Source organism: Kocuria sp. LHG3120 (assembly GCF_049897445.1).
In the GTDB taxonomy this organism is placed as follows: domain Bacteria; phylum Actinomycetota; class Actinomycetes; order Actinomycetales; family Micrococcaceae; genus Kocuria; species Kocuria rosea.
The window spans coordinates 239,874-259,214 of sequence record NZ_JAFCWG010000003.1 but is presented as its reverse complement, the minus strand read 5'-3'; the positions used below and the strand labels follow the sequence as shown (position 1 = coordinate 259,214).

Sequence of the window (19,341 nt, the reverse complement as noted above, 5' to 3'; positions counted from 1 at the left end):
GCCGACACGTGCTGTCTCGGCGGGGTCGGTGCGGACCCCGCGGGGTCAGTGCGGTTCCCGGGTGCGGATCGCGCTCCGCACGAGCGCCACCGCGCGCGGGACGGTCCCGGACGGTGTCACCACGTCCTCGACGAGGTCGCGATGGGTGATGCGGACCTCGGTCCAGCCCGCGGCCTCCGTGCGGCGCAGCCGCCGGATGTCGATCTCGCGCTGACCGGGGCGGTCGTGGTGGGCGCCCTCGTACTGGACGCTGACCCGGGCGGACTCGACCGCGAGGTCGGGGAGGACCTCGGTGCCGTCCGGGGCGGCGATCCGGTGGTCGGCCACCACCTCCGCGATCCCGTGCTCCTGCAGCAGCAGCCGGAGTCGGGTCTCCTGGGCCGAGTCCACGCCGGGCATGGAGCGTTCCGCGGCGAGGCGGAGTCTGCGCACGCCCCGTCGCCGCGCGTACCCGCGCAGCTGGCGCAGCAGCTCGGCCCGGGGCACCAACGGTGGGACGCCGCTCCGGAGACCGTGGCGGTGCTCGCAGACGACGCCGTCGACGCAGGCCACGAGTTCGTCCGGGCTCAGCACCGGTGCCAGGTCCAGCAGCGTCCGCACCGGGACCGTGACGACGACGCCGTCCACGTCCACGGTCTCCCAAGGGGCGAGCTCCGCGTGGTGGCCGGTCACGCCACGGCGTCGTGGAGGCGCACCGTCGTTGGCGCGGGTGACGTGGATCGGCGCGACGCCCCGGAGCCGCCGCGGCAGCCGGAAGCCCCAGACCACACCGGCGCTCGCGTGGCTGAGCGCGCCGCCCTGGGTCAGCGCGAGCACGGGACGGGCGCCGGCGAGCACGGTGGTCCGCGCCTCGCCGGACGGGCCGCACGGCACGATCTCGTGCACCCCGCGGGAGAGGGTGCGGTACCGCAGCCCCCGGCGCTGGGAGTCGGTGACGCCCAGGGCGTCGGCCTCGTCGGCGGTGAACGGGCCGTGCCGGAGCGGGGAGGGAACGGGTCGTGGTGCGGGCATGGCACGACTCAACAGGTCGTCGAGGGCGACGGGCTGCGTCGTCGTCGGCCTGTGGAGGACGCTTCCGTGCGACACCGCCGCGGTCGCACGTGTCGGCGACCCGCGGGCCTGAGGTCGCCGACACGTGCAACCTCGCGGAGGAAGAAGGAGGGGGAACGGGTTCCGTGCCAGGCTGGGGGCATGAGCCGCAACGACCCCGCCGTCATCGACCGCCTCATGACCCGGCCCGGCCGGTGGGCCGTGGTGGGGCTGACCGGCAACACGGCCCGTCCGGCGCACTCGGTGGCGAAGCGGATCCGGGACGACCTCGGCATGACGATCGTCCCGGTCAACCCGAAGGGCGAGCCGGTGCACGGCGAGCCCGGCCATCGCACGCTCGCCGAGGTCCCGGGGCCGATCGACGTGGTGGACTGCTTCGTGAACTCCCGCCGCGTCGGCGCGGTGGTGGACCAGGCCATCGCCGTGGGCGCCGCCGCGGTGTGGCTGCAGCTGGGCGTCGTCGACGAGGACGCCGCCGCCCGGGCGGAGCGGGCCGGCCTCGACGTGGTCATGGACACCTGCCCCCTGATCGAGCTCCGGTCCCTGCTCCGGCGGGGCTGGACCCTGGACCCGGGCCGGACCCCGCCGCTCGCCCCGCCCGGCTGAACGACCCGGCGGAGCCGCCCGTACCGGATCGGCACCGTCCCGCTGCCGGCCGGGGCCGTCCCTGTGCGGCGGGACCGCACAGGGGTTGCACCCGGTCAGGGGCCACCCGCTAAGCTGTCCCCCGACGACGATGACGAGTCCCGACACGAAGCTCTGGCTGGTCGGGCGGCAACCCTCTCCCGTAGCGGGGTGCCCCAGATGAACATCGGGCCGCGGTGCACGTGCTCCGCGGCAAGTACGGCGCCCACCAGTGCGTCGGACCCGCGGGCAGGTCTCCACGACGCACGGGCGCGGGTCGGCATCGACCCGGGAGGAACACCCCATGAGCAAGCGCATCGCCCTGAACGCCTTCGACATGACCTGCGTGGGCCACCAGGCCCCCGGTCTGTGGAAGCACCCCCGCTCCCGGGCGGACGAGTACAACACGATCGAGTACTGGACGGACGTCGCCCAGGTCCTGGAGAAGGGGCTCTTCGACGCGCTGTTCCTCGCGGACGTCGTCGGGTACTACGACGTCTACCAGAACTCCGCGGCCCCGGTGATCCGGGACGCCACCCAGATCCCGGTCAACGACCCCTTCATGCAGATCTCCGCGATGGCGGCCGTGACGAAGCACCTCGGCTTCGGCGTGACGAGCGCGATCACCTACGAGCAGCCGTACCCGCTCGCCCGGAAGTTCGCGACCCTCGACCACCTCACGAAGGGCCGGATGGGCTTCAACGTGGTGACGTCCTCCCTGAAGTCGGCCGCCGAGAACCACGGGCTGACGGAGCAGATCTCCCACGACGAGCGCTACGAGATCGCCGAGGAGTTCATGGAGGTCTGCTACAAGCTCTGGGAGGGCTCCTGGGAGGACGGCGCGGTCCGGCGCGACCGGGTCAACGGGGTCTTCGCCGACCCGGCGCTCGTGCACCCCATCCAGCACCACGGCAAGTACTTCGACGTCCCCGGCATCGGGCTGACCGAGCCGTCCCCGCAGCGCACGCCGCTGATCTTCCAGGCCGGGGCCTCCTCCCGCGGGCGGGCGTTCGCCGGCCGCCACGCGGAGGCGGTGTTCGTGGGCGGCATCCGCCCGGACCTGACCCGGGTGGTGACCGACAAGCTGCGCGACGAGGCGGAGGCCAGCGGCCGGAACCGGGACGACCTCAAGATCTTCGCCATGCTGCACGTGATCGTCGACGAGACCGACGCGAAGGCCGAGCAGAAGCGCCGCGACTACGAGCGGTACGCCGACACCGACGGCGCGCTGGGCCTCGTGGGCGGCTGGTCCGGGCTGGACCTGGGCCGCTACGACGAGAACGACGTCCTGGAGTACATCAAGACCGACTCCATCCAGTCCTTCCTGACCCCCTTCACCACGGCCGACCCGCACAAGAAGTGGACGATCAAGGAGGTCGCCAAGCACATCTCGATGGGCGGCATGGGCGTGCCGATCGTCGGGTCCCCGCAGACCGTGGCCGACGAGCTCGAGCGGTGGATCGACGAGGGCGGGCTGGACGGCATCAACCTCGCCTACCACGTGTCCCCGGGCTCGTTCGAGGACTTCGTGGAGTGGGTCGTGCCGGAGCTGCAGAAGCGCGGCCGCTACCGCACCGGGTACGAGGGCACCACGCTGCGCGAGAACCTCTACGGCAAGGGGCAGACCAAGGTGCTCGGCACCCACCCCGCCGCCGCGTTCCGGGGTGCCTACGCGGGCAGGCCCTCCGCCGCGGACACCCCCGCCCGCCAGCTGGCCCTCTGAACCCCGTCCCCTGAGTTTGCGGCTCCGCCGGGAGCGCGGGGCAGGGCACGGACGAGGGCCCCCGCGTGCGGGGGCCCCTCGTCCGCGCCGGGTCAGGACGCCGGTGCGGCGCTCCAGCGCAGCAGGGCCGCGACGTCCGTGCCGTGGGGCAGCGCCCCCGGCGGCACGAAGACGGGGCGGCCGTCGGTCAGCACCGCGGCGCGCACCAGCGCGGCGTCGGCGGAGACCCGGCCCAGCACGCCGGCGCCCACGGCCTCCGACTCCTCCAGGGCGATCCACGGCTCGGCGTCCAGGGCGATGAGCTGCTGCTCCGTGTCCAGGTGGGTGTCGTCGAGCAGCAGCGTCTCCGCCTGGGCCTGCTGCAGGGCCGAGACCACGGGCGCCATCCCCGAGACGGCGGTGGGGTCCGCGCGTCCCTGCTGCTCGGCGAGCCGCTCGAGCAGCGCCTGCTGGCGGTGCGCCACGACCTCCGCCACGCGCTCCTCGACCTGGTGGTCGAAGTCGGCGGACTTGCTGCCCTCCGCCCGGGTGTTGGCGTCCACGACGCTCAGCATCGCCCGGGTCGCCTTGGACAGCTGCTCCTCGACCAGGCCCCGGGCCCGCAGGTCCCCGGCCAGGACGACGAGCTGCGCCCCGCTCTCGGCCACGACCTTGTCGATCTGCTCGGCCACCTGCTCGGTGTTGCGCCGCCACACGTCCTCCGTGTGCCGCTGCCAGCGCCCCTGCGACCAGCCGCCCCCGGGGAACTTCTTCAGGTGCTCGGTCTCGCCCTCGATCTGCTGCTCGTCCGCGGCCCGGACGCGGCTGGCGTGCTGGAGGCAGATCTCGCCGCCGTCCCGGCCCACCTCGGCGACCACGTACGGGAAGTCGTCCGGGCGGTGCCGGAACAGGGGAGTGAGATCGGGGACGTCCTCCACCTGGAGGACACCGCGGCCGGCCCGGGGACCGGGGAGGACCTCGTCGATCTCCACGGTGCCTCCGCGCACCAGCAGGTACCGGCACACCGGGTCCGGCACGCCCTCGGCCGGGCGCACGGCGGCCTCCACCGCGGCGAGATCGGCCTTGCTCGCGCCCTGGCGCTCCAGCTCTCGGCAGATGTTCTCCGGAAGCACGTCGATGGCGTGCAGCGAGTCGACGGTGCCGGTGCTGATGTCCGTGTAGACGGTGCACCAGGGGCCCTTGCTCTTGAACAGTTCGGCGTAGCGGTGGAATCGGCTCGTCATGATCGACAACTCCTGCTGTTGAGCGGTGCTTCCTGTGGTGCAGACCACGTTATCCGACCACCAGGGGGCTGGGAACAGACGACCCGACGAGTAGGGTCGGAGGCACACGACCGGTCCCACGGCCGGTGGTCCCGCAGGTCCCACGACGCAGGAGGCAGCCATGAGCGACGTACCCGAGTACGACGAGGCCGACCGGCTCGAGCAGTCGATCGACGCCGATCAGCAGGATCTCGACGACCAGGACGAGGAGGCTCCGGTGCACGCGCCCGACCGCTCGGAGGCGTCCTCCCTCGAGGCGAACCCCGACGACCTCGTGGAGCAGGACCAGGAGGTCGTCCTCGACGAGCCGCAGGAGGTCTCCACGCTCGAGGAGGAGTGAGCCGCGCACCGCGCGGGGGCACGGACCCCGCGCGGTGCGTCACACCGCGGACCAGCCGCCGTCCGAGGGCATGATCACGCCGTTGACGTTGGAGGCGTCGTCGCTCGCGAGGAAGACGATGACGGCGGCGACCTGCTCGGCCGTGGCCGTGTAGGGGATGTTCTGCATGAACCCCGCCATCCGTCCGGGGAAGAGGTCCGAGAGCATGGGCGCCTCGATGCCCGTGGCCGTGGCGCCGGGGGCGACCGCGTTGGTGCGGATGCCGTCCGCGGCGTGCATGAGGGCGGTGCTCTTCGTCAGCCCGGCCACCGCGTGCTTGGAGGCGGTGTAGGCCGCGCCCGCGGCGGAGCCGCGCAGGGACGCCTCGGAGGCCACGTTGACGATCGCTCCCCGTCCGGAGACCCGGAGCAGCGGGATCGCCGCGCGGGTCAGCCGCATGACGGAGCCGACGTTCACGGCGAAGACCCGGTCCCACGTCGCGTCGTCCACCTCGGCCACGGACTCGAAGCGGTCCATGATCCCGGCGTTGTTGACCAGCACGTCGAGCCGCCCCTCGGTCGCCGCCAGCACGCGGCCCACCGCCCCCTCGTCCGTGAGGTCCGCGAGCACGGGGAAGAGCGGCAGGCGCGGCGCGCCCGCCACCAGGGCCTCCAGCCGGCGGGCCGACAGGTCGACCACCACCACGGTGGCCCCCTCGCCGGCCAGCCGCAGCGCGGTGGCGCGCCCGATGCCCGAGCCCGCCCCGGTGACGACGGCGGTCCTGCCGGTGAAGCGGTGGGTGTCCACGGTTCCTCCTGGAGGTGCGAGAGGTGCCCGGGCGGGTGCCCGGACGGCGGCTACCGGGGGCCGCGCGGGCCACGGCGCCGCCCTCTTCATTGTGGTGCGGAACGGGTCCGGAAAAACTTCTCGGAAAAAATGTGACCTGCTGCATCCACGGAGGGGTCCGCGGCAGTAGTACGGGTGCAAGGTCGATTCCGCTTCCGCCAGGGAGCCCGTTCAAGGAGCAGTTACCATGCGCAAGACCCTTTCCGCCGCAGCAGTCCTCGGCCTCGGTGCCGGTGCCCTCAGCATGAGCCCGGCGTTCGCCGCCGAGCACGCCGAGCTCTCCGTGCTCCACGGTGTCCCCGACACCGTCGTGGACGTCTACGTCAACGGTGAGCTCACCCTCGACGACTTCGAGCCGGGAACCCTGGCCGGCCCGCTGGAGCTGCCCGCCGGCAGCTACGACCTGGCCATCACGGCCCCCGACGCCGCCGACGCCTCGGAGCCGATCATCGGTCCCGTCACCGCCGACCTGCAGACCGGGATGAGCTACACGGCCGCGGCCCACCTCGACGCCGAGGGCAACCCGACGGCCGCCCTGTTCACCAACGACATGTCCGAGATCGAGGCCGGGAAGTCGCACCTGACCGTCCGGCACGTGGCCGCGGCCCCGGCCGTGGACGTCCTCGCGGGCGACCAGGCGATCATCACCGGCCTCGAGAACCCGAACGAGGAGACCCTCCCGGTCGACGCCGGCACGGTCTCCGCGTCCGTGGCCGCGGCGGGCACCACCGACCCGGTCATCGGCCCCGCCGATCTCGAGCTCGCCGAGGGCACCCACAACATCGTGTACGCGTGGGGCTCCCTCGAGGCCGGGAACCTGGACCTCGCCGTCCAGACCCTGGAGGGCATGGAGCAGGCGCCCGAGGCCGTGCCGGGCGGCCAGTCCGGTCTCGCGGCCCAGGAGCAGCGCACGATGCTGACCGCCGGCCTCGCGGCCGCCGGTGCGCTCGGGCTGATCGGCGCGGCGTACGGTGCCCGCCGGGTGCTCGCGGGGAACCGCCGGTAGTGAGCGGTCCTGACAGGCACGGTCCGGGTGCGCGGCAGGCTGCGGCCCACCGCGCGCCCGGACCGACAACTCCCGGCACCCGTCGTCGTCGTCTGGCGGCGGTGGGTGCCGGGGCGGTCGCCTCGGTGTCCCTGCTCGCGGCAGCGGCCGTCACCGCTCTCCCGGAGAGCGGGGCCGTGCCGCCCGCGAACTCCCTGGCGGCGGGACCGTACCAGGGCGAGGACTCGGTGCCGGCACTCGCCGGCCTCGACCGTCCTGTCTCCGCGGAGGTCCCGGCGCAGTCCGCCGCGGCACCCGCGGAGATCCCGGTCGCTCCCGCCACCCAGGCTCCCGCCGAGAAGGTCCCGGCGCCCGTGCGGGTGGTCGTGGACGGCTCCCCGATCGACATGCCGGTGGTCCCGGTGGGGGTCGAGGACAACGGGGCCATGACCATCCCGGACAACCACGTGGAGCTGGGCTGGTACCGGTACGGTCCGTCCCCCGGGGCGGACGAGGGCGCCGCGGTCGTCGCCGGCCACGTCGACACCCTCACCGAGGTCACGCCGATGGCGCAGCTCGAGGACGTGCCGGTCGGGGCGGAGGTCCGGGTGGAGCGCGCGGACGGGAGCGTCCAGCGCTACCGCACCGAGTCCGTCCAGCACGTGCACAAGAAGTCCCTCGCGGAGGCGGACCTGTTCCGCCGGACCGGCGAGCCGGTGCTCCACCTCGTGACGTGCGGCGGGGAGTGGCTCGAGGAGATCGGGGACTACGAGGACAACGTGGTGCTGCGGGCGGTCCCGGTGCCCTGAGCGGCGGAGGGAGGCGAGAGGCGCATGACCGGATGGCCGGTGTCCACTAGGCTGGGCACGACTCGTGCGCCCGGGCACCGCCCGGCCGTCCGCGACCACGACCTCCGCCCCACGAGGAGCCCTTCCACGATGCCGACGCCGCCCCCGGAATGGGGACCCGAGCTCGACGCCGCGTTCGCCGCGGGGGACGAGCAGGCGCTGAGTGCCGCGTACCGGCACTGCGCCGGGGTCATCCGGGGTCTCGCCCTCCGGGCCCTGCGCGACGACGCGGGTGCCGACGACGTGGTGCAGGAGGTCTTCATCCGGGCGTGGAAGTACCGGTCCGGCTACCGCCCCGAGCACTCCTCGGCCCCCGCCTGGCTCATCGGGATCGCGCGCAACTGCATCGCCGACGCCGCGAGGACCGCCGGCCGCGAGGCGGAGCGGCGCCAGGCGGACGCAGTGCGCACCGACCGGGAGCCGCGGCACGAGGAGTCGGACCTGCTGGTGGACCGGCTCGTGGTGCGGGCGGAGGTCGAGCGGCTCGGGCCCCCGAAGTCGACGATCATGGCGCTGGCGTTCTACGAGGAGCTCACGCACCAGCAGATCGCACAGCACCTGGACCTGCCCCTCGGCACGGTCAAGAGTCATCTGAGGCGCGGCCTCACGAACCTGCGAACACGATTGGGAGACGGACATGGCACACCTGAGTGAGGAGTCGCTGACGCTCCTGGCTCTGGGTGAGGCCGTCGACCCCCAGAGCCAGGAGCACGTCGCCTCCTGCCCGGACTGCGCGGCCGAGCTCGCGTCCCTGCAGCGCGTCGTGCACGCTGGCCGGGCCGAGGCGCCCGCCCTGACGGCCCCCGGCCCCGGCGTCTGGGCCGCGATCCACGCCGAGCTGGGCCTCTCCGACGAGGTCGCGGCGGATCCGCTCGCCGGTGCCCGGGACGGCGCCCGCGGCGACGCCTCCGCCGGAGACGGCATCGCCGGCGACCCCCCGGGTGCCGCGGACAGCACGCGGGCCGACGACGCCGCAGGGCGCGGCGGGGCGACCGTCGTCGACCTCGACGCCCGCCGGCGGAGGCCCCGGCGCGGGGTGCCGTACCCCCTGGCGGCCGCCGCGGCCGCCGCGGCGCTGGTCGTGGGCGGCGTCTCGGTCTGGGGCGCGCAGCGGCTGGGCCTGGAGCCGGATCCCACGGTGCTGGCCACGGCGCAGCTCGAGCCCCTGGCCGGCTACACCGCCCGCGGCTCGGCGGAGGTGGACGAGCGCCCGGACGGCACCCGTCAGCTGGTGGTGCGGACCGACCCCGCCGACGTGGACGGGTTCAAGGAGGTCTGGCTGCTCGCCCCCGACGCGCAGCGGATGGTCAGCCTGGGCGTGATGGCGGGGGACGAGGCGGTGTTCGTGCTGCCCGAGAACCTGGACGTCGGCGAGTTCCCGGTCGTGGACGTCTCGAACGAGCCGATCGACGGCGACCCGACGCACTCGGGGGACTCGATCGTGCGCGGCGTCCTGGAGGTCTGAGCGCGGGCTCGGCCCCTCAGAGCAGGGCCGAGGTCAGCCGGGCCACGTTGTCGGCGTACTTGTGCCACAGCGGCCGCCGGTTCCACGCGTCGAAGTCCAGCAGGGTGCTGGCCTCGTGGAACTCGGCGACCACCGCGTCCATCCGCCGCCGGAAGTCCCGGTCCGCGATGAACACGGAGACCTCGAGGTCCAGGGCGAACGAGCGCTCGTCCATGTTGGACGAGCCGATCACGGAGACGTAGTCGTCGACGAGCACGAACTTGGCGTGCAGCACGGTGGGGGCGCGGTACCGGTAGATCTTCACGCCGGCCGCGACGAGCTCCTGGTAGTAGGAGTTCTGCGCGTGGTAGGCGAGGAAGTGGTCGGAGGTCTCGCCCACGAACAGCCGCACGTCCACCCCGGACTGCGCCTCGGTGGTCAGCGCGTGCATCAGCGACTCGTCCGGGACGAAGTACGGGCTGGCGATGACGATCTGCTCGTTGGCGTTGTAGATCAGGTGGTTGAACAGGCGCAGGTTGTTCTCGGTCTCGAACCCGGGGCCGGAGGGCACGACCTGGGCGAAGACCGGCCCCTGGGTGTCCGGGAGGTCGCGGGCGGCCTCGTCGAGCAGGAGGTCGCCGGTCTCGGAGTACCAGTCGCTCGTGAACAGGGCGTTGAGCTCGGCGACCACGGGACCGGTGCACTCGAGCATCAGGTCCTTCCACTCGAGTCCCTTCCGGCGGTTCCGGCGCTTGTTGTAGGAGCGGTGGATGATGTTCTGCGAGCCCGTGTAGGCCAGGGAGCCGTCGACCACGAGGATCTTGCGGTGGTTGCGCAGGTCGGGCCGCTGCCACTCGCCCTTCCACGGGCGGACGGGCAGCATGCGCTGCCATGGCAGCCCCGCCTCGTCGAAGCGCTTGATCATCCCCCGGTACCCCGGGTAGCCCACGGAGCCGAGGTGGTCGATGAGCACCCGCACCCGCACCCCCCGCCGGTGGGCGCGCACCAGGGACTCCAGGAGGGGGCGCGAGGCGTCGTCGATGGCCACGATGTAGAACTCGAAGTGGACGTAGTCCCGGGCCCGGTCCACGGCGTCCGCCATGGTCCGCATCGCCTCGTGGTTGTCGGTGAGGATCTCGAAGGAGTTGCCGCCGACCATGGGCAGGGCGCCGAGCTTGTAGTTCAGGGCCGCGGTGGAGCCGACCCACTCGGGCAGCTCCTCGTCCGTGTTGCCCAGGATGTGGAGGTCCGGGGTGTTCTCGCGGATGACGTCGTTCATCTTCGCCTGCATCGCCATCCGCTTCTTCGGCAGCTTGGCGGAGCCGATGGCCAGGAACAGCAGGATCCCCACATAGGGCAGCAGGAAGATCGCGAGCAGCCAGGCCAGGGCCACCGAGGGCCGCCGGTTGTGGGGGATCCAGCCCAGGGCCACCAGGTTGATGAGCAGGCCCAGCACCAGCACCACGAGCGTCGCGGTCTCCGGGAGGAGGTGCGCGGGGATGCCGCTGAAGGGGAACAGGGCCGGGATCACCTCGCCAGTCTAGGTTCCGGCGCCGCGCGGTCTACGCAGGGCGCGGCAGGACGTAGTCGGTCTCCGGGCCGGGGGTCTCGCGGTGGACGAAGCCCGCGGCGACGAGCACCTGCGCGGCCGGCGCGTTGTCCGCGGGCACGCTGGCGCGCACCCCGGTGACCGCGGGGTCCGCGAACGCGACGCCGAGCAGCGCGGTGATGCCCTCCTGGGCGTAGCCCAGGTTCCGGCGGTCCGCGGCGAGGGACCCCACGATCTCGAGCTCGTCGTCGATCGGGGGGCCCACGAAGCCGGCCGTGCCGACGATCTCGCCGGTCGACTTCTCCACGATGGCCATCCGCGCGTACACGGACTCCGTGAAGAAGTAGCCCCCGGCCATGAGGGACTCGCGGGCGAAGTCCATGTCCTCGGCGGTCGGGAAGCCGCGGGCGAAGTGGGCGCCGTGCTCGCCGGCCGCCACGGCGTCGAGCTCCTCGGCGGTGAAGGGGCGGAGCAGGAGCCGTTCCGTCTCCAGGACGGGTGCGGGGCGCTGGGCCTCGAGGTCCTCAGTCATGCTGGTGCTGCTTTCTGCGGGTCCGGGTGCCGAGGGTGGACAGGGGATCCGCGGAGCGGGGTGCCGGGGGCGGGGATCCGCCCCCGGCGGATCAGCCGAAGTACTTCGGCAGCGTGCCCTCGTGCGCCGTGCGCAGCTCGTCCAGGCCGATGCCGAACTCGCTCTGCACGTCCAGCGCGCGGTTCTCGGTGTCCACCACGCCGATCCGCGTGTGCGGATAGGCGCGCATGGTGCACATGTCCTTGAACCGTACTTCCTCGCTGCGGGGCACGGCCACCACGGCCCGTCCCTGGGTCTCGGAGAAGAGCATGGTGAACAGGTCCACGCCGTCGCGCTCGCACACCTCGCCCAGCCCGATGCGCGCACCGGTGTCGAAGCGCAGCGCCATCTCGGCGAGGGTCGCCGCGAGGCCGCCCTCGGCGACGTCGTGCGCGGCGTCGATCATGCCGTCGCGGGACATGTTGATCAGCAGGTCGCCGAGCAGCTTCTCCTGGGCGAGGTCCACGGCCGGGGGGAGCCCGCCGAGGTGCCCGCGCAGGTTCGCCCACTCGGAGCCGTCCAGCTCGTCCCGGGTGGTCCCGAGCAGGTAGATCGCCTGGCCGTCCTCGCGCCAGCCCGACGGCGTGCGTCGCCGGACGTCGTCGAGCACGCCCAGCACCGCCACCACGGGCGTCGGGTGGATGGCCACGCCGCCGGTCTGGTTGTAGAGGGAGACGTTGCCGCCCGTCACGGGCACCCCCAGCTGCTGGCAGCCGTCGGCGAGCCCGCGCACGGCCTCGGCGAACTGCCACATGGTCTCCGGGTCCTCGGGGGAGCCGAAGTTCAGGCAGTCGGAGACGGCCGCGGGGCGGGCGCCGGCGGTGGCCACGTTGCGGTAGGCCTCGGCCAGGGCCAGCTGCGCGCCGGCGTACGGGTCCAGGTAGGCGTAGCGGCCGTTGCAGTCGGTGGACAGGGCCACGCCGAGGCCGGTCTCCTCGTCCACGCGGACCACCCCGGCGTCGTCGGGCATCGCCATGGCGGTGTTGCCCTGCACATAGCGGTCGTACTGGTCGGTGACCCAGTCCTTGGCGCAGAGGTTCGGGGAGGCCATGAGCTCGAGGACGGCGTGCTTGAGCTCCGCGCCCGAGGGCCGCCCGGCGTCGGCCGGGGAGCCGGCGAACCGGTCGGCCTGGAGCCGGTCCTGGTCCGCGGGCCGGGTGTAGGGCCGGTCGTAGACGGGGCCCTCGTGGGCGACGGTGCGGGGGTCGACGTCGACGATGACCTCGTCGTCCCACTCGATCACGAGCCGGCCGGTGCCGGTGACCTCGCCGATCCAGGAGTGCTCGACGTCCCACTTGTCCATCACGGCCTCGAAGGCGGCGACCTTCTCGGGGGTCACGACCGCCATCATGCGCTCCTGGGACTCCGACATGAGGATCTCGCCCGGGGTCAGGGTGGGGTCGCGCAGGAGCACCTGGGTCAGGTCCACGTGCATGCCGCCCTCCCCGTTGGAGGCCAGCTCCGAGGTGGCGCACGAGATGCCCGCGGCCCCCAGGTCCTGGATGCCCTCCACGAGGGAGCCCTTGAACAGCTCGAGGCAGCACTCGATGAGCACCTTCTCCGCGAACGGGTCGCCGACCTGGACGGCCGGCCGCTTGGACGGCTTGGCGTCGTCGAAGGACTCCGAGGCGAGCACGGAGGCGCCCCCGATGCCGTCGCCGCCGGTGCGGGCGCCGAACAGCACCACCCTGTTGCCCACGCCGGAGGCGTTGGCGAGGCGGATGTCCTCGTGGCGCATCACGCCCACGGCGAGCGCGTTGACGAGCGGGTTGCCCTGGTAGCAGGAGTCGAAGACGACCTCCCCGCCCACGTTGGGCAGGCCCAGGGAGTTGCCGTAGCCGCCCACGCCCGCCACCACGCCGTGCACCACGCGGGCGGTGTCCGGGTGGTCGATCGCCCCGAAGCGCAGCGGGTCCATGACGGCCACGGGCCGGGCGCCCATCGAGATGATGTCGCGCACGATCCCGCCGACGCCCGTGGCGGCGCCCTGGTAGGGCTCCACGTAGGACGGGTGGTTGTGGGACTCGATCTTGAAGGTCACGGCCCAGCCGTCCCCGAGGTCGGTGACGCCGGCGTTCTCGCCGATTCCCACCAGCAGGTCCTTCTTCATCTCCTCGGTGACCTTCTCGCCGAACTGGCGCAGGTGGACCTTGGAGGACTTGTAGGAGCAGTGCTCGGACCACATGACCGAGTACATGGCGAGCTCCGCGGCGGTGGGCCGGCGGCCGAGGATCTTCTTGATCTCCTCGAACTCGTTGTCCTTGAGGCCCAGCTCGGCCCAGGGCAGCTCGGTGTCGGGGGTGGCCGTCGCGTGCTCGACGGTGTCCAGGTTGAAGTGCTTGTCGCTCATGGAGTGCTCGGTGTCCCTTACTTGACCAGTGCCTTGAGGGCGGAGACGAACAGGCCCAGCCCGTCCGTGCCGTCGCGCATGCCGACCTCGCCGGAGGCCGAGGAGTCCGCGCCGAAGCCCGGCTCGACCGCGTGCTCGGGGTGCGGCATGAGGCCCACCACGTTGCCGCCGGCGTTGCAGATCCCGGCGATGTCCCGCCGGGACCCGTTGGGGTTGCCCCCGACGTAGCGGAAGACCACGCGGCCCTCGGCCTCGAGGGCGTCGAGGGTCCGCTCGTCCGCCACGTACTGGCCGTCCTGGTTCTTGAGCGGGACCACGATCTCCTGGCCCTGCTCGAACTCGGTGGTCCACACGGTCGTGCTGTTCTCCACGCGCAGGCGCTGGTCCCGGCACAGGAACTTCAGGCGCTCGTTCTTGATCATGGAACCCGGCAGCAGGTGCGACTCGGTGAGCATCTGGAAGCCGTTGCAGATCCCGAGGACCGGCAGCGGGGCGGACCCGGAGGTGCCCGCGGCGTTCGCGCCGTCGATGATCGGCGCCATGATGGGGGCGAACCGGGCGATGGCCCCGGCGCGCAGGTAGTCGCCGTAGGAGAAGCCGCCGGGCAGGATCACGGCGTCGACGCCCTGCAGGTCCTCGTCGGCGTACCAGAGGGGGACGGGGGTGCCGCCGGCCAGCGTCACGGCGCGCGCCGCGTCGCGGTCGTCGAGGGTGCCGGGGAAGGTCACGACGCCGACGCGCGCGCCGGCGAGCCCAGCGTCCGGCGCGGGGCCGGAGAGGTCCGCGATGAGGGGGGTCTCGAGACCGGCCATGCTCAGTTCTCCTCGGTCTCGTCGAGCACGGCCACGCGCACGACGTCCTCGATGACGGGGTTGGAGAGCAGCTTCTCCGCGGCCTCGCGGGCCTGGGCCAGCGCGTCCTCGGTGGCCTCGCCGTCGACGGTCAGCTCGAAGCGCTTGCCCTGCCGGACACCGGCGAAGCCGTCCAGGCCGATGCGGGGCAGTTCGTTGGCGATCGCCTTCCCCTGCGGGTCGAGGATCTCGGGCTTGGGCATGACGTCGACAACAATGCGGGCCATCGGGGAACTCCTGAGGGTCGAGCAGCGGGCCGGGATCCGGCGAACGTCAGCCATTCTATCGGCTCGGGCACGCCGGTCGTGCCGGGCCCGGACCGCCCGCCGGGTGTGGTAGGGGTCACCCGCCGGCAGGCCGCCCGGGCGGTGGGCCCCGGGATTCTCCAAGGCGTGTCCGGTAGACCGTGGTGCCATGAGCACCGCACCGCAGACCGCAGGGGCCCGCACCGACGACGCACGCCTGGTCTCGGTCTACCGCCGGGTCCTGACCCTGCTGGGGATCGGCACGGTTCTCGGCGCCCTGACCGAGCTGGCGATGCTGCGGCACTGGCAGGGACCCGCCCAGCTGGTGCCGTGGGCGGTGCTGGCCGTGCTGCTGCTCGGGGCCGTGGCGTGGCTGGTGCGGCGCACCACCGGGACGGCCCGCACCGTGCGGGTCGCCGCGGTCGTCTCCGTGCTCGGCAGCGCCTACGGCGTCTACGAGCACGTCCTGGCGAACCTGAGGGCCGGATCGCTGGACCCGCGGTACGCCGAGGCCTGGGACGCGATGTCGGGCGCGGCCCGGCTGTGGGCGGCGACCAGCGGGGCCGTCGGGCCGTCCCCCGTGCTCGTGCCCGGCACGATGGGCCTGGCGGGGGTGCTGCTGTGGCTCGCCGTCCTCCGCTGGCGGCGCGGGACGGACTGAGCCCGGTCCGCTGCCGGCGGAGGGGAACGGGGCGGTGCTGGAACAATGGGCCCATGACCCAGCACCCAGCGACGACCACCCCCGGACTCAGCGGCCAGGAGGCCGAGCGGCTCGCGGACGCCCTCGAGGCCCGGGACGTGACGGTCTTCGTGGACGGCACCTCCCTGCGCCTGCCGGAGGGGGCGCGCGACGCCGTCGTGGACCTCCTCTCCCGGATGACCCGCGGGGAGACCGTCACGGTGACGTCCGCCGCGGTGACCTCCGCCGCGGAGCCGCCGGCGGACCCCGGGGACCTGCTGACCACCTCGCAGGCGGCCGCGCTCGCGGGGATCTCGGCCACCTATCTGCGCAACCTCACCACCGAGGGCGTCCTGCCCGTGCAGTACCGGGGCAGCCACCGCCGGATCCGGCGCGCGGACGTCCAGGCCTGGCTCGCCCGCCACGGCGAGGACGGGGCCGCCCCGGACTCCCCGGAGGACCTGCTGACCACCTCGCAGGCGGCCGCCCTCGCCGGGATCTCGGCCACCTATCTGCGCAACCTCACCACCGAGGGCACCCTGCCCGTGCAGTACCGGGGCAGCCACCGCCGGATCCGGCGCTCGGACGTCCAGGCCTGGCTCGCGGGGCGGCAGCGGCGCGACGACGACGGCGCGCCCGCGCCGCACTGACCCCGCCTCAGTCGAAGCGGGCCACGACCCAGCCCTCGACCACGTCGACCGCCGCCGCCCGCAGGAGGTCCTTGGCGGGGTCCGGCGGTGCCTCCCGGCCGGCCGCCAGGGCCAGGCGGGACCCCACGAACCGCCCGTCGGCGGCGAAGACCCAGAAGTGGTTGGGGCACTCGAACGTCTCGGCGCGCCCGGCGGACTCCCGGCACACGGTGGCCTGCTGGTGGGTGCAGGTGTTGCGCAGCACGTGCAGCGCGCCCCCGGCGTCACGGGTGACGAGGACCGGCCCCGTGCTGGAGGGCGCCGTCACGAAGTCGAGCGGGCCCGGCACGGCGGAGACCGCCACGATCCGCTCCCAGCCGCCGGCGGGCTCCCCGGGCGCGCTCACGCCGCCGCCCCGTCGGTGGCGCGGGCCGGGTCGAGGACCTCGAGGGCTGCGCCGAGCCTGCGGCGCAGCGGCTCGGCGCGCCGGGCGAACTCCCGCTGCCGGCGCACGTACTCGGCCTTGCCCTCCGGCGTCTCGATCCGCACGGGTTCGTAGCCCCAGCCGGAGAGGTCGTAGGGGGCGGCCCGCATGTCGGTCTCCCGCACGTCCCACGCCAGCTCGAAGCAGTCCATCAGCAGCTCGGAGGGGATCCCCGGGACGAGCTTGTACGCCCACTTGTAGAGGTCCATGGTGGCGTGCAGGCAGCCCGGCTGCTCCATCCGGCGCTGGGACTCCCGGGTGGGCCGCAGCTCGTTGAGCGGCACGGCCTGCGGCTGGAAGAACCGGAACGCGTCGAAGTGGGTGCACCGGATCCGGGCGGACTCCACCACGGCGTCGGTGCCCGCGGCCCCGAGCCGCAGCTCGAGCTGCTCGTGGCGGAGGTCGTTGTCCTCCGAGCGGTAGGCCATCGCCCACTCGTGCAGGCCGAAGCAGCCGAAGAAGCCCGGGTTGCCCGCGTGCGCGCCCAGCACCGCCCGGGCGAAGTCGATCGCGGGGGCCCGCCGGTCCCGGAGGGCGTCGTCGTCCACGGTCACGGCCCCGTCCCGGGCGCTGAGCCCCAGGGCCGTGAGCTCGGCGCCGGTGAGCGTGCGGTAGAACTTCTCCCCGGCGCGGTCCGCGGCGTCCAGCAGCACGGTGCCCGCCCCGGGGTGCCAGCGCTTCAGCTGCGCGGGCTTGAGGGTGTAGTAGGTGAACAGGAAGTCCTCGACCGGGTGCTTGTGCCCGCGGTGGCGGCGGGCCACGAACGGGTCCGCGCGGCGCGCCGCGCGCTGCTCGTGGGCGTGCGCCCGCGGCGCCCACTCCGCGCGGGACAGGACGACGACGGGGCGGGTCACGGGACCCGCCCCGTCGTCGACGGACCGGTGGAGCGCGGCACGGGGATCAGCGGCCGGTCCCCGCGTGGACCGTGGCCTCCTCGTCGGAGTCCAGGCCGAAGGCGCTGTGCACCACGCGCACGGCCTCGTCGAGCCGGTCGGCGGCCGTGACCACCGAGATCCGGACCTCGGAGGTCGAGATCATGTCGATGTTGATGTTCGCGGCCGCGAGCGCCTCGAAGAACGTGAAGGTCACCCCGGGGTTCGACTTCATGCCGGCGCCCACGAGGGAGAGCTTGCCGACCTCGTCGTCGTACTCCAGGCCCGCGTAGCCGATCTTCTCCTCGGCGGCGCGCAGCAGGCTCATGGCCAGATCGCCCTGGGACTCGTCCACCGTGAAGGAGAGGTCCGTCAGCGGGTCGTCGCCGGTGGAGATGTTCTGCACGATCATGTCCACGTTGACCTTCGCCTCCGCGAGCAGCCGGAAGATCCGGGCGGCGATGCCGGGCTTGTCCGGCACCCCGACGACGGTGACCTTCGCCTGCGTGCGGTCGTGGGCGATGCCGGAGATGAGGGGCTGTTCCAACGGGATCTCCTTCGGGGAGGTGACGGCGTCTTCGGGGCCCGGGATGACCCAGGTGCCCTCGTTGTGGGAGAAGGACGAGCGGACGTGCAGCTTCACGCCGAAGCGGCGGGCGTACTCGACGCAGCGCAGGTGCAGGATCTTCGCGCCGTTCGCGGCGAGCTCGAGCATCTCCTCGCTGCTGACCACGTCCAGCTTGCGGGCCCTGGGCGCGATGCGGGGGTCGGCGGTGAACACGCCGTCGACGTCGGAGTAGATCTCGCAGACGTCGGCGTCGAGGGCCGCGGCCAGCGCCACGGCCGTGGTGTCCGAGCCGCCGCGGCCCAGGGTGGTGATGTCCTTGGTCTGGCGGTGCACGCCCTGGAACCCGGCGATGATCGCGATGTTGCCCTGGTCCAGGGACTCGCGCACGCGCAGCGGATTGACCTCCACGAGGAGGGCGGCGCCGTGCGCGCCGTCGGTGACCATCCCCGCCTGCGACCCGGTGAAGGACTGGGCGGGAGCGCCCATCCCGGACACCGCCATGGCCAGCAGCGCCATGGAGATCCGCTCGCCGGCGGTGAGCAGCATGTCGAGCTCGCGGGCCGGGGGCTTGCGGGTGACCTCGTGGGCGAGGTCCAGGAGCTCGTCCGTGGTGTCGCCCATCGCGGAGACGACGACGACGACGTCGTGGCCCCTGTTGCGCGTCTCGACGATCCGCCGTGCAACGCGGCGGATGCCGTCGGCGTCCGCGACGGAGGATCCACCGAACTTCTGCACGATCAGGCTCATGGGTTCAACTCCTGTGCTCGAGGGCGGCCGGCGGTCGGGGCCGGGCCGTGCGCCCGCTCCCCGCGGCAGGGCACCAGGACATCCTACGCGAGTGCGTCAGGCGACGACCGTCCGGCCCTCGAACGCGCGGCCGAGGGTCACCTCGTCGGCGTACTCGAGATCGCCGCCCACGGGCAGCCCGGAGGCCAGGCGGGTCACGCGGATCCCGAGGGTCTTGAGCATGCGGGAGAGGTAGGTGGCGGTGGCCTCGCCCTCCAGGTTCGGGTCGGTGGCGAGCACGACCTCCTGCACGGTGTCGCCGGAGAGCCGCGTCATGAGCTCCCGGATGCGCAGCTGGTCGGGGCCGATGCCCTGGATGGGGCTGATCGCCCCGCCCAGGACGTGGTACCGGCCGCGGAAGCTGCGGGTGCGCTCGATGGCCATGACGTCCTTCGACTCCTCGACCACGCAGATGACGCTGTCGTCCCGGCGGGCGTCGCGGCAGATGGCGCACTCGTCCAGCTCGGACACGTTCCCGCAGATCCGGCAGAACTTCACCTTGTCCTTGACCGCCGTCATGGCGTCGGCCAGCCGCCGGACGTCCTCCTTGTCGGCGTCGAGGAGGTGGAACGCGATCCGCTGCGCGGACTTCGGCCCGACGCCGGGCAACCGGCCCAGCTCGTCGATCAGATCCTGAACAGCGCCTTCGTACACGT

Annotated in this window: 21 protein-coding genes and 1 riboswitch; of the genes, 9 read left to right on the top strand and 12 right to left on the bottom strand. The window is 73.1% G+C overall.

Annotation, left to right across the window (positions count from 1 at the left end; all coding sequences use genetic code 11):
* Positions 1-45 precede the first annotated feature (45 nt).
* A complete protein-coding gene (locus ACP7CD_RS08150; protein ID WP_426119881.1) occupies positions 46-1,011 on the bottom strand; it encodes a hypothetical protein in 966 nt (321 codons plus the stop codon).
* A gap of 180 nt (positions 1,012-1,191) precedes the next feature.
* On the opposite strand from ACP7CD_RS08150, the gene ACP7CD_RS08145 reads away from it, so the two are divergent.
* Together ACP7CD_RS08145 and ACP7CD_RS08140 are read left to right on the top strand one after the other, a co-directional pair.
* Positions 1,192-1,656, top strand: a complete 465-nt coding sequence (locus ACP7CD_RS08145) for a CoA-binding protein (protein ID WP_017833863.1) — start codon at positions 1,192-1,194, stop codon at positions 1,654-1,656.
* 129 nt (positions 1,657-1,785) lie between these two features.
* Positions 1,786-1,900: riboswitch (SAM riboswitch) on the top strand.
* 78 nt (positions 1,901-1,978) lie between these two features.
* Positions 1,979-3,397 carry an LLM class flavin-dependent oxidoreductase gene (locus tag ACP7CD_RS08140; protein WP_426119878.1) on the top strand — a complete coding sequence of 473 codons (1,419 nt, stop codon included), beginning with the start codon at positions 1,979-1,981 and terminating at the stop codon, positions 3,395-3,397.
* A 92-nt stretch (positions 3,398-3,489) separates the two neighbouring features.
* Here ACP7CD_RS08140 and ACP7CD_RS08135 read toward each other — a convergent pair whose 3' ends face one another.
* Complete coding sequence (locus ACP7CD_RS08135) at positions 3,490-4,620, bottom strand: Vms1/Ankzf1 family peptidyl-tRNA hydrolase (protein WP_368795068.1); 1,131 nt, start codon at positions 4,618-4,620, stop codon at positions 3,490-3,492.
* Positions 4,621-4,780: 160 nt separating this feature from the next.
* Here ACP7CD_RS08135 and ACP7CD_RS08130 point away from each other — a divergent pair, with 160 nt between their 5' ends.
* Positions 4,781-4,999 (top strand): hypothetical protein, encoded by a 219-nt coding sequence (locus ACP7CD_RS08130; protein ID WP_017833866.1) that lies wholly within the window; start codon positions 4,781-4,783, stop codon positions 4,997-4,999.
* Between the two features lie 39 nt (positions 5,000-5,038).
* Here the strand turns inward: ACP7CD_RS08130 and ACP7CD_RS08125 are convergent, their stop codons facing one another.
* Complete coding sequence (locus ACP7CD_RS08125; RefSeq protein WP_426119875.1) at positions 5,039-5,785, bottom strand: SDR family NAD(P)-dependent oxidoreductase; 747 nt, start codon at positions 5,783-5,785, stop codon at positions 5,039-5,041.
* A gap of 226 nt (positions 5,786-6,011) precedes the next feature.
* Between ACP7CD_RS08125 and ACP7CD_RS08120 the strand changes: the two genes are divergently transcribed.
* From ACP7CD_RS08120 to ACP7CD_RS08105, 4 genes are all read left to right on the top strand, one after another.
* Positions 6,012-6,830, top strand: a complete 819-nt coding sequence (locus ACP7CD_RS08120; protein WP_133409026.1) for a DUF4397 domain-containing protein — start codon at positions 6,012-6,014, stop codon at positions 6,828-6,830.
* Positions 6,831-7,006: 176 nt separating this feature from the next.
* Complete coding sequence (locus ACP7CD_RS08115; protein WP_426119873.1) at positions 7,007-7,618, top strand: class F sortase; 612 nt, start codon at positions 7,007-7,009, stop codon at positions 7,616-7,618.
* Between the two features lie 129 nt (positions 7,619-7,747).
* A complete protein-coding gene (locus ACP7CD_RS08110) occupies positions 7,748-8,311 on the top strand; it encodes an RNA polymerase sigma factor (protein ID WP_368795064.1) in 564 nt (187 codons plus the stop codon).
* Entirely contained in the window at positions 8,295-9,122 is an 828-nt protein-coding gene (locus tag ACP7CD_RS08105; RefSeq protein ID WP_426119870.1) for an anti-sigma factor domain-containing protein, read from the top strand. Before ACP7CD_RS08110 ends, ACP7CD_RS08105 begins: the two co-directional genes overlap by 17 nt.
* Positions 9,123-9,138: 16 nt before the next feature.
* Here the strand turns inward: ACP7CD_RS08105 and cls are convergent, their stop codons facing one another.
* The 5 genes from cls to purS all read right to left on the bottom strand — a co-directional run bounded on the left by cls (position 9,139) and on the right by purS (position 14,649).
* Positions 9,139-10,632 (bottom strand): cardiolipin synthase, encoded by a 1,494-nt coding sequence (cls, locus tag ACP7CD_RS08100; RefSeq protein WP_426119868.1) that lies wholly within the window; start codon positions 10,630-10,632, stop codon positions 9,139-9,141.
* A gap of 31 nt (positions 10,633-10,663) precedes the next feature.
* On the bottom strand, positions 10,664-11,182 hold the full coding sequence (locus tag ACP7CD_RS08095; protein WP_426119866.1) for a GNAT family N-acetyltransferase: 519 nt from the start codon (positions 11,180-11,182) through the stop codon (positions 10,664-10,666).
* A gap of 91 nt (positions 11,183-11,273) precedes the next feature.
* Entirely contained in the window at positions 11,274-13,571 is a 2,298-nt protein-coding gene (gene purL / locus ACP7CD_RS08090; RefSeq protein ID WP_426119864.1) for a phosphoribosylformylglycinamidine synthase subunit PurL, read from the bottom strand.
* A 17-nt stretch (positions 13,572-13,588) separates the two neighbouring features.
* Positions 13,589-14,383 carry a phosphoribosylformylglycinamidine synthase subunit PurQ gene (gene purQ / locus ACP7CD_RS08085; RefSeq protein WP_017833876.1) on the bottom strand — a complete coding sequence of 265 codons (795 nt, stop codon included), beginning with the start codon at positions 14,381-14,383 and terminating at the stop codon, positions 13,589-13,591.
* 2 nt (positions 14,384-14,385) lie between these two features.
* Positions 14,386-14,649, bottom strand: a complete 264-nt coding sequence (purS, locus tag ACP7CD_RS08080) for a phosphoribosylformylglycinamidine synthase subunit PurS (RefSeq protein ID WP_031283211.1) — start codon at positions 14,647-14,649, stop codon at positions 14,386-14,388.
* Between the two features lie 187 nt (positions 14,650-14,836).
* Between purS and ACP7CD_RS08075 the strand changes: the two genes are divergently transcribed.
* The gene (locus ACP7CD_RS08075) at positions 14,837-15,328 is read left to right on the top strand and encodes a hypothetical protein (RefSeq protein WP_426119861.1); all 492 of its coding nucleotides are present in this window, start codon (positions 14,837-14,839) and stop codon (positions 15,326-15,328) included.
* A 53-nt stretch (positions 15,329-15,381) separates the two neighbouring features.
* On the top strand, positions 15,382-15,996 hold the full coding sequence (locus ACP7CD_RS08070; RefSeq protein ID WP_426119859.1) for a helix-turn-helix domain-containing protein: 615 nt from the start codon (positions 15,382-15,384) through the stop codon (positions 15,994-15,996).
* A gap of 7 nt (positions 15,997-16,003) precedes the next feature.
* Here the strand turns inward: ACP7CD_RS08070 and ACP7CD_RS08065 are convergent, their stop codons facing one another.
* The 4 genes from ACP7CD_RS08065 to recR all read right to left on the bottom strand — a co-directional run bounded on the left by ACP7CD_RS08065 (position 16,004) and on the right by recR (position 19,339).
* Complete coding sequence (locus ACP7CD_RS08065; protein ID WP_115163060.1) at positions 16,004-16,381, bottom strand: Rieske 2Fe-2S domain-containing protein; 378 nt, start codon at positions 16,379-16,381, stop codon at positions 16,004-16,006.
* Positions 16,378-17,313, bottom strand: coding sequence for a 3-methyladenine DNA glycosylase (locus ACP7CD_RS08060; protein WP_426119857.1), 936 nt, complete (start codon positions 17,311-17,313; stop codon positions 16,378-16,380). Before ACP7CD_RS08060 ends, ACP7CD_RS08065 begins: the two co-directional genes overlap by 4 nt.
* A 46-nt stretch (positions 17,314-17,359) precedes the next feature.
* On the bottom strand, positions 17,360-18,646 hold the full coding sequence (locus ACP7CD_RS08055) for an aspartate kinase (protein WP_017833882.1): 1,287 nt from the start codon (positions 18,644-18,646) through the stop codon (positions 17,360-17,362).
* 96 nt (positions 18,647-18,742) lie between these two features.
* Positions 18,743-19,339, bottom strand: a complete 597-nt coding sequence (recR, locus tag ACP7CD_RS08050) for a recombination mediator RecR (protein ID WP_017833883.1) — start codon at positions 19,337-19,339, stop codon at positions 18,743-18,745.
* Between the last annotated feature and the right edge of the window lie 2 nt (positions 19,340-19,341).

Excerpts from the sequence above, each read along its gene's own strand:
- ACP7CD_RS08150 (WP_426119881.1), bottom strand. The coding sequence starts at position 1,011 with ATGCCCGCACCACGACCCGTTCCCTCCCCGCTCCGGCACGGCCCGTTC.
- ACP7CD_RS08145 (WP_017833863.1), top strand. The coding sequence starts at position 1,192 with ATGAGCCGCAACGACCCCGCCGTCATCGACCGCCTCATGACCCGGCCC.
- ACP7CD_RS08140 (WP_426119878.1), top strand. The coding sequence starts at position 1,979 with ATGAGCAAGCGCATCGCCCTGAACGCCTTCGACATGACCTGCGTGGGC.
- ACP7CD_RS08135 (WP_368795068.1), bottom strand. The coding sequence starts at position 4,620 with ATGACGAGCCGATTCCACCGCTACGCCGAACTGTTCAAGAGCAAGGGC.
- ACP7CD_RS08130 (WP_017833866.1), top strand. The coding sequence starts at position 4,781 with ATGAGCGACGTACCCGAGTACGACGAGGCCGACCGGCTCGAGCAGTCG.
- ACP7CD_RS08120 (WP_133409026.1), top strand. The coding sequence starts at position 6,012 with ATGCGCAAGACCCTTTCCGCCGCAGCAGTCCTCGGCCTCGGTGCCGGT.
- ACP7CD_RS08110 (WP_368795064.1), top strand. The coding sequence starts at position 7,748 with ATGCCGACGCCGCCCCCGGAATGGGGACCCGAGCTCGACGCCGCGTTC.
- ACP7CD_RS08105 (WP_426119870.1), top strand. The coding sequence starts at position 8,295 with ATGGCACACCTGAGTGAGGAGTCGCTGACGCTCCTGGCTCTGGGTGAG.
- ACP7CD_RS08095 (WP_426119866.1), bottom strand. The coding sequence starts at position 11,182 with ATGACTGAGGACCTCGAGGCCCAGCGCCCCGCACCCGTCCTGGAGACG.
- purL (WP_426119864.1), bottom strand. The coding sequence starts at position 13,571 with ATGAGCGACAAGCACTTCAACCTGGACACCGTCGAGCACGCGACGGCC.
- purQ (WP_017833876.1), bottom strand. The coding sequence starts at position 14,383 with ATGGCCGGTCTCGAGACCCCCCTCATCGCGGACCTCTCCGGCCCCGCG.
- purS (WP_031283211.1), bottom strand. The coding sequence starts at position 14,649 with ATGGCCCGCATTGTTGTCGACGTCATGCCCAAGCCCGAGATCCTCGAC.
- ACP7CD_RS08075 (WP_426119861.1), top strand. The coding sequence starts at position 14,837 with ATGAGCACCGCACCGCAGACCGCAGGGGCCCGCACCGACGACGCACGC.
- ACP7CD_RS08070 (WP_426119859.1), top strand. The coding sequence starts at position 15,382 with ATGACCCAGCACCCAGCGACGACCACCCCCGGACTCAGCGGCCAGGAG.
- ACP7CD_RS08055 (WP_017833882.1), bottom strand. The coding sequence starts at position 18,646 with ATGAGCCTGATCGTGCAGAAGTTCGGTGGATCCTCCGTCGCGGACGCC.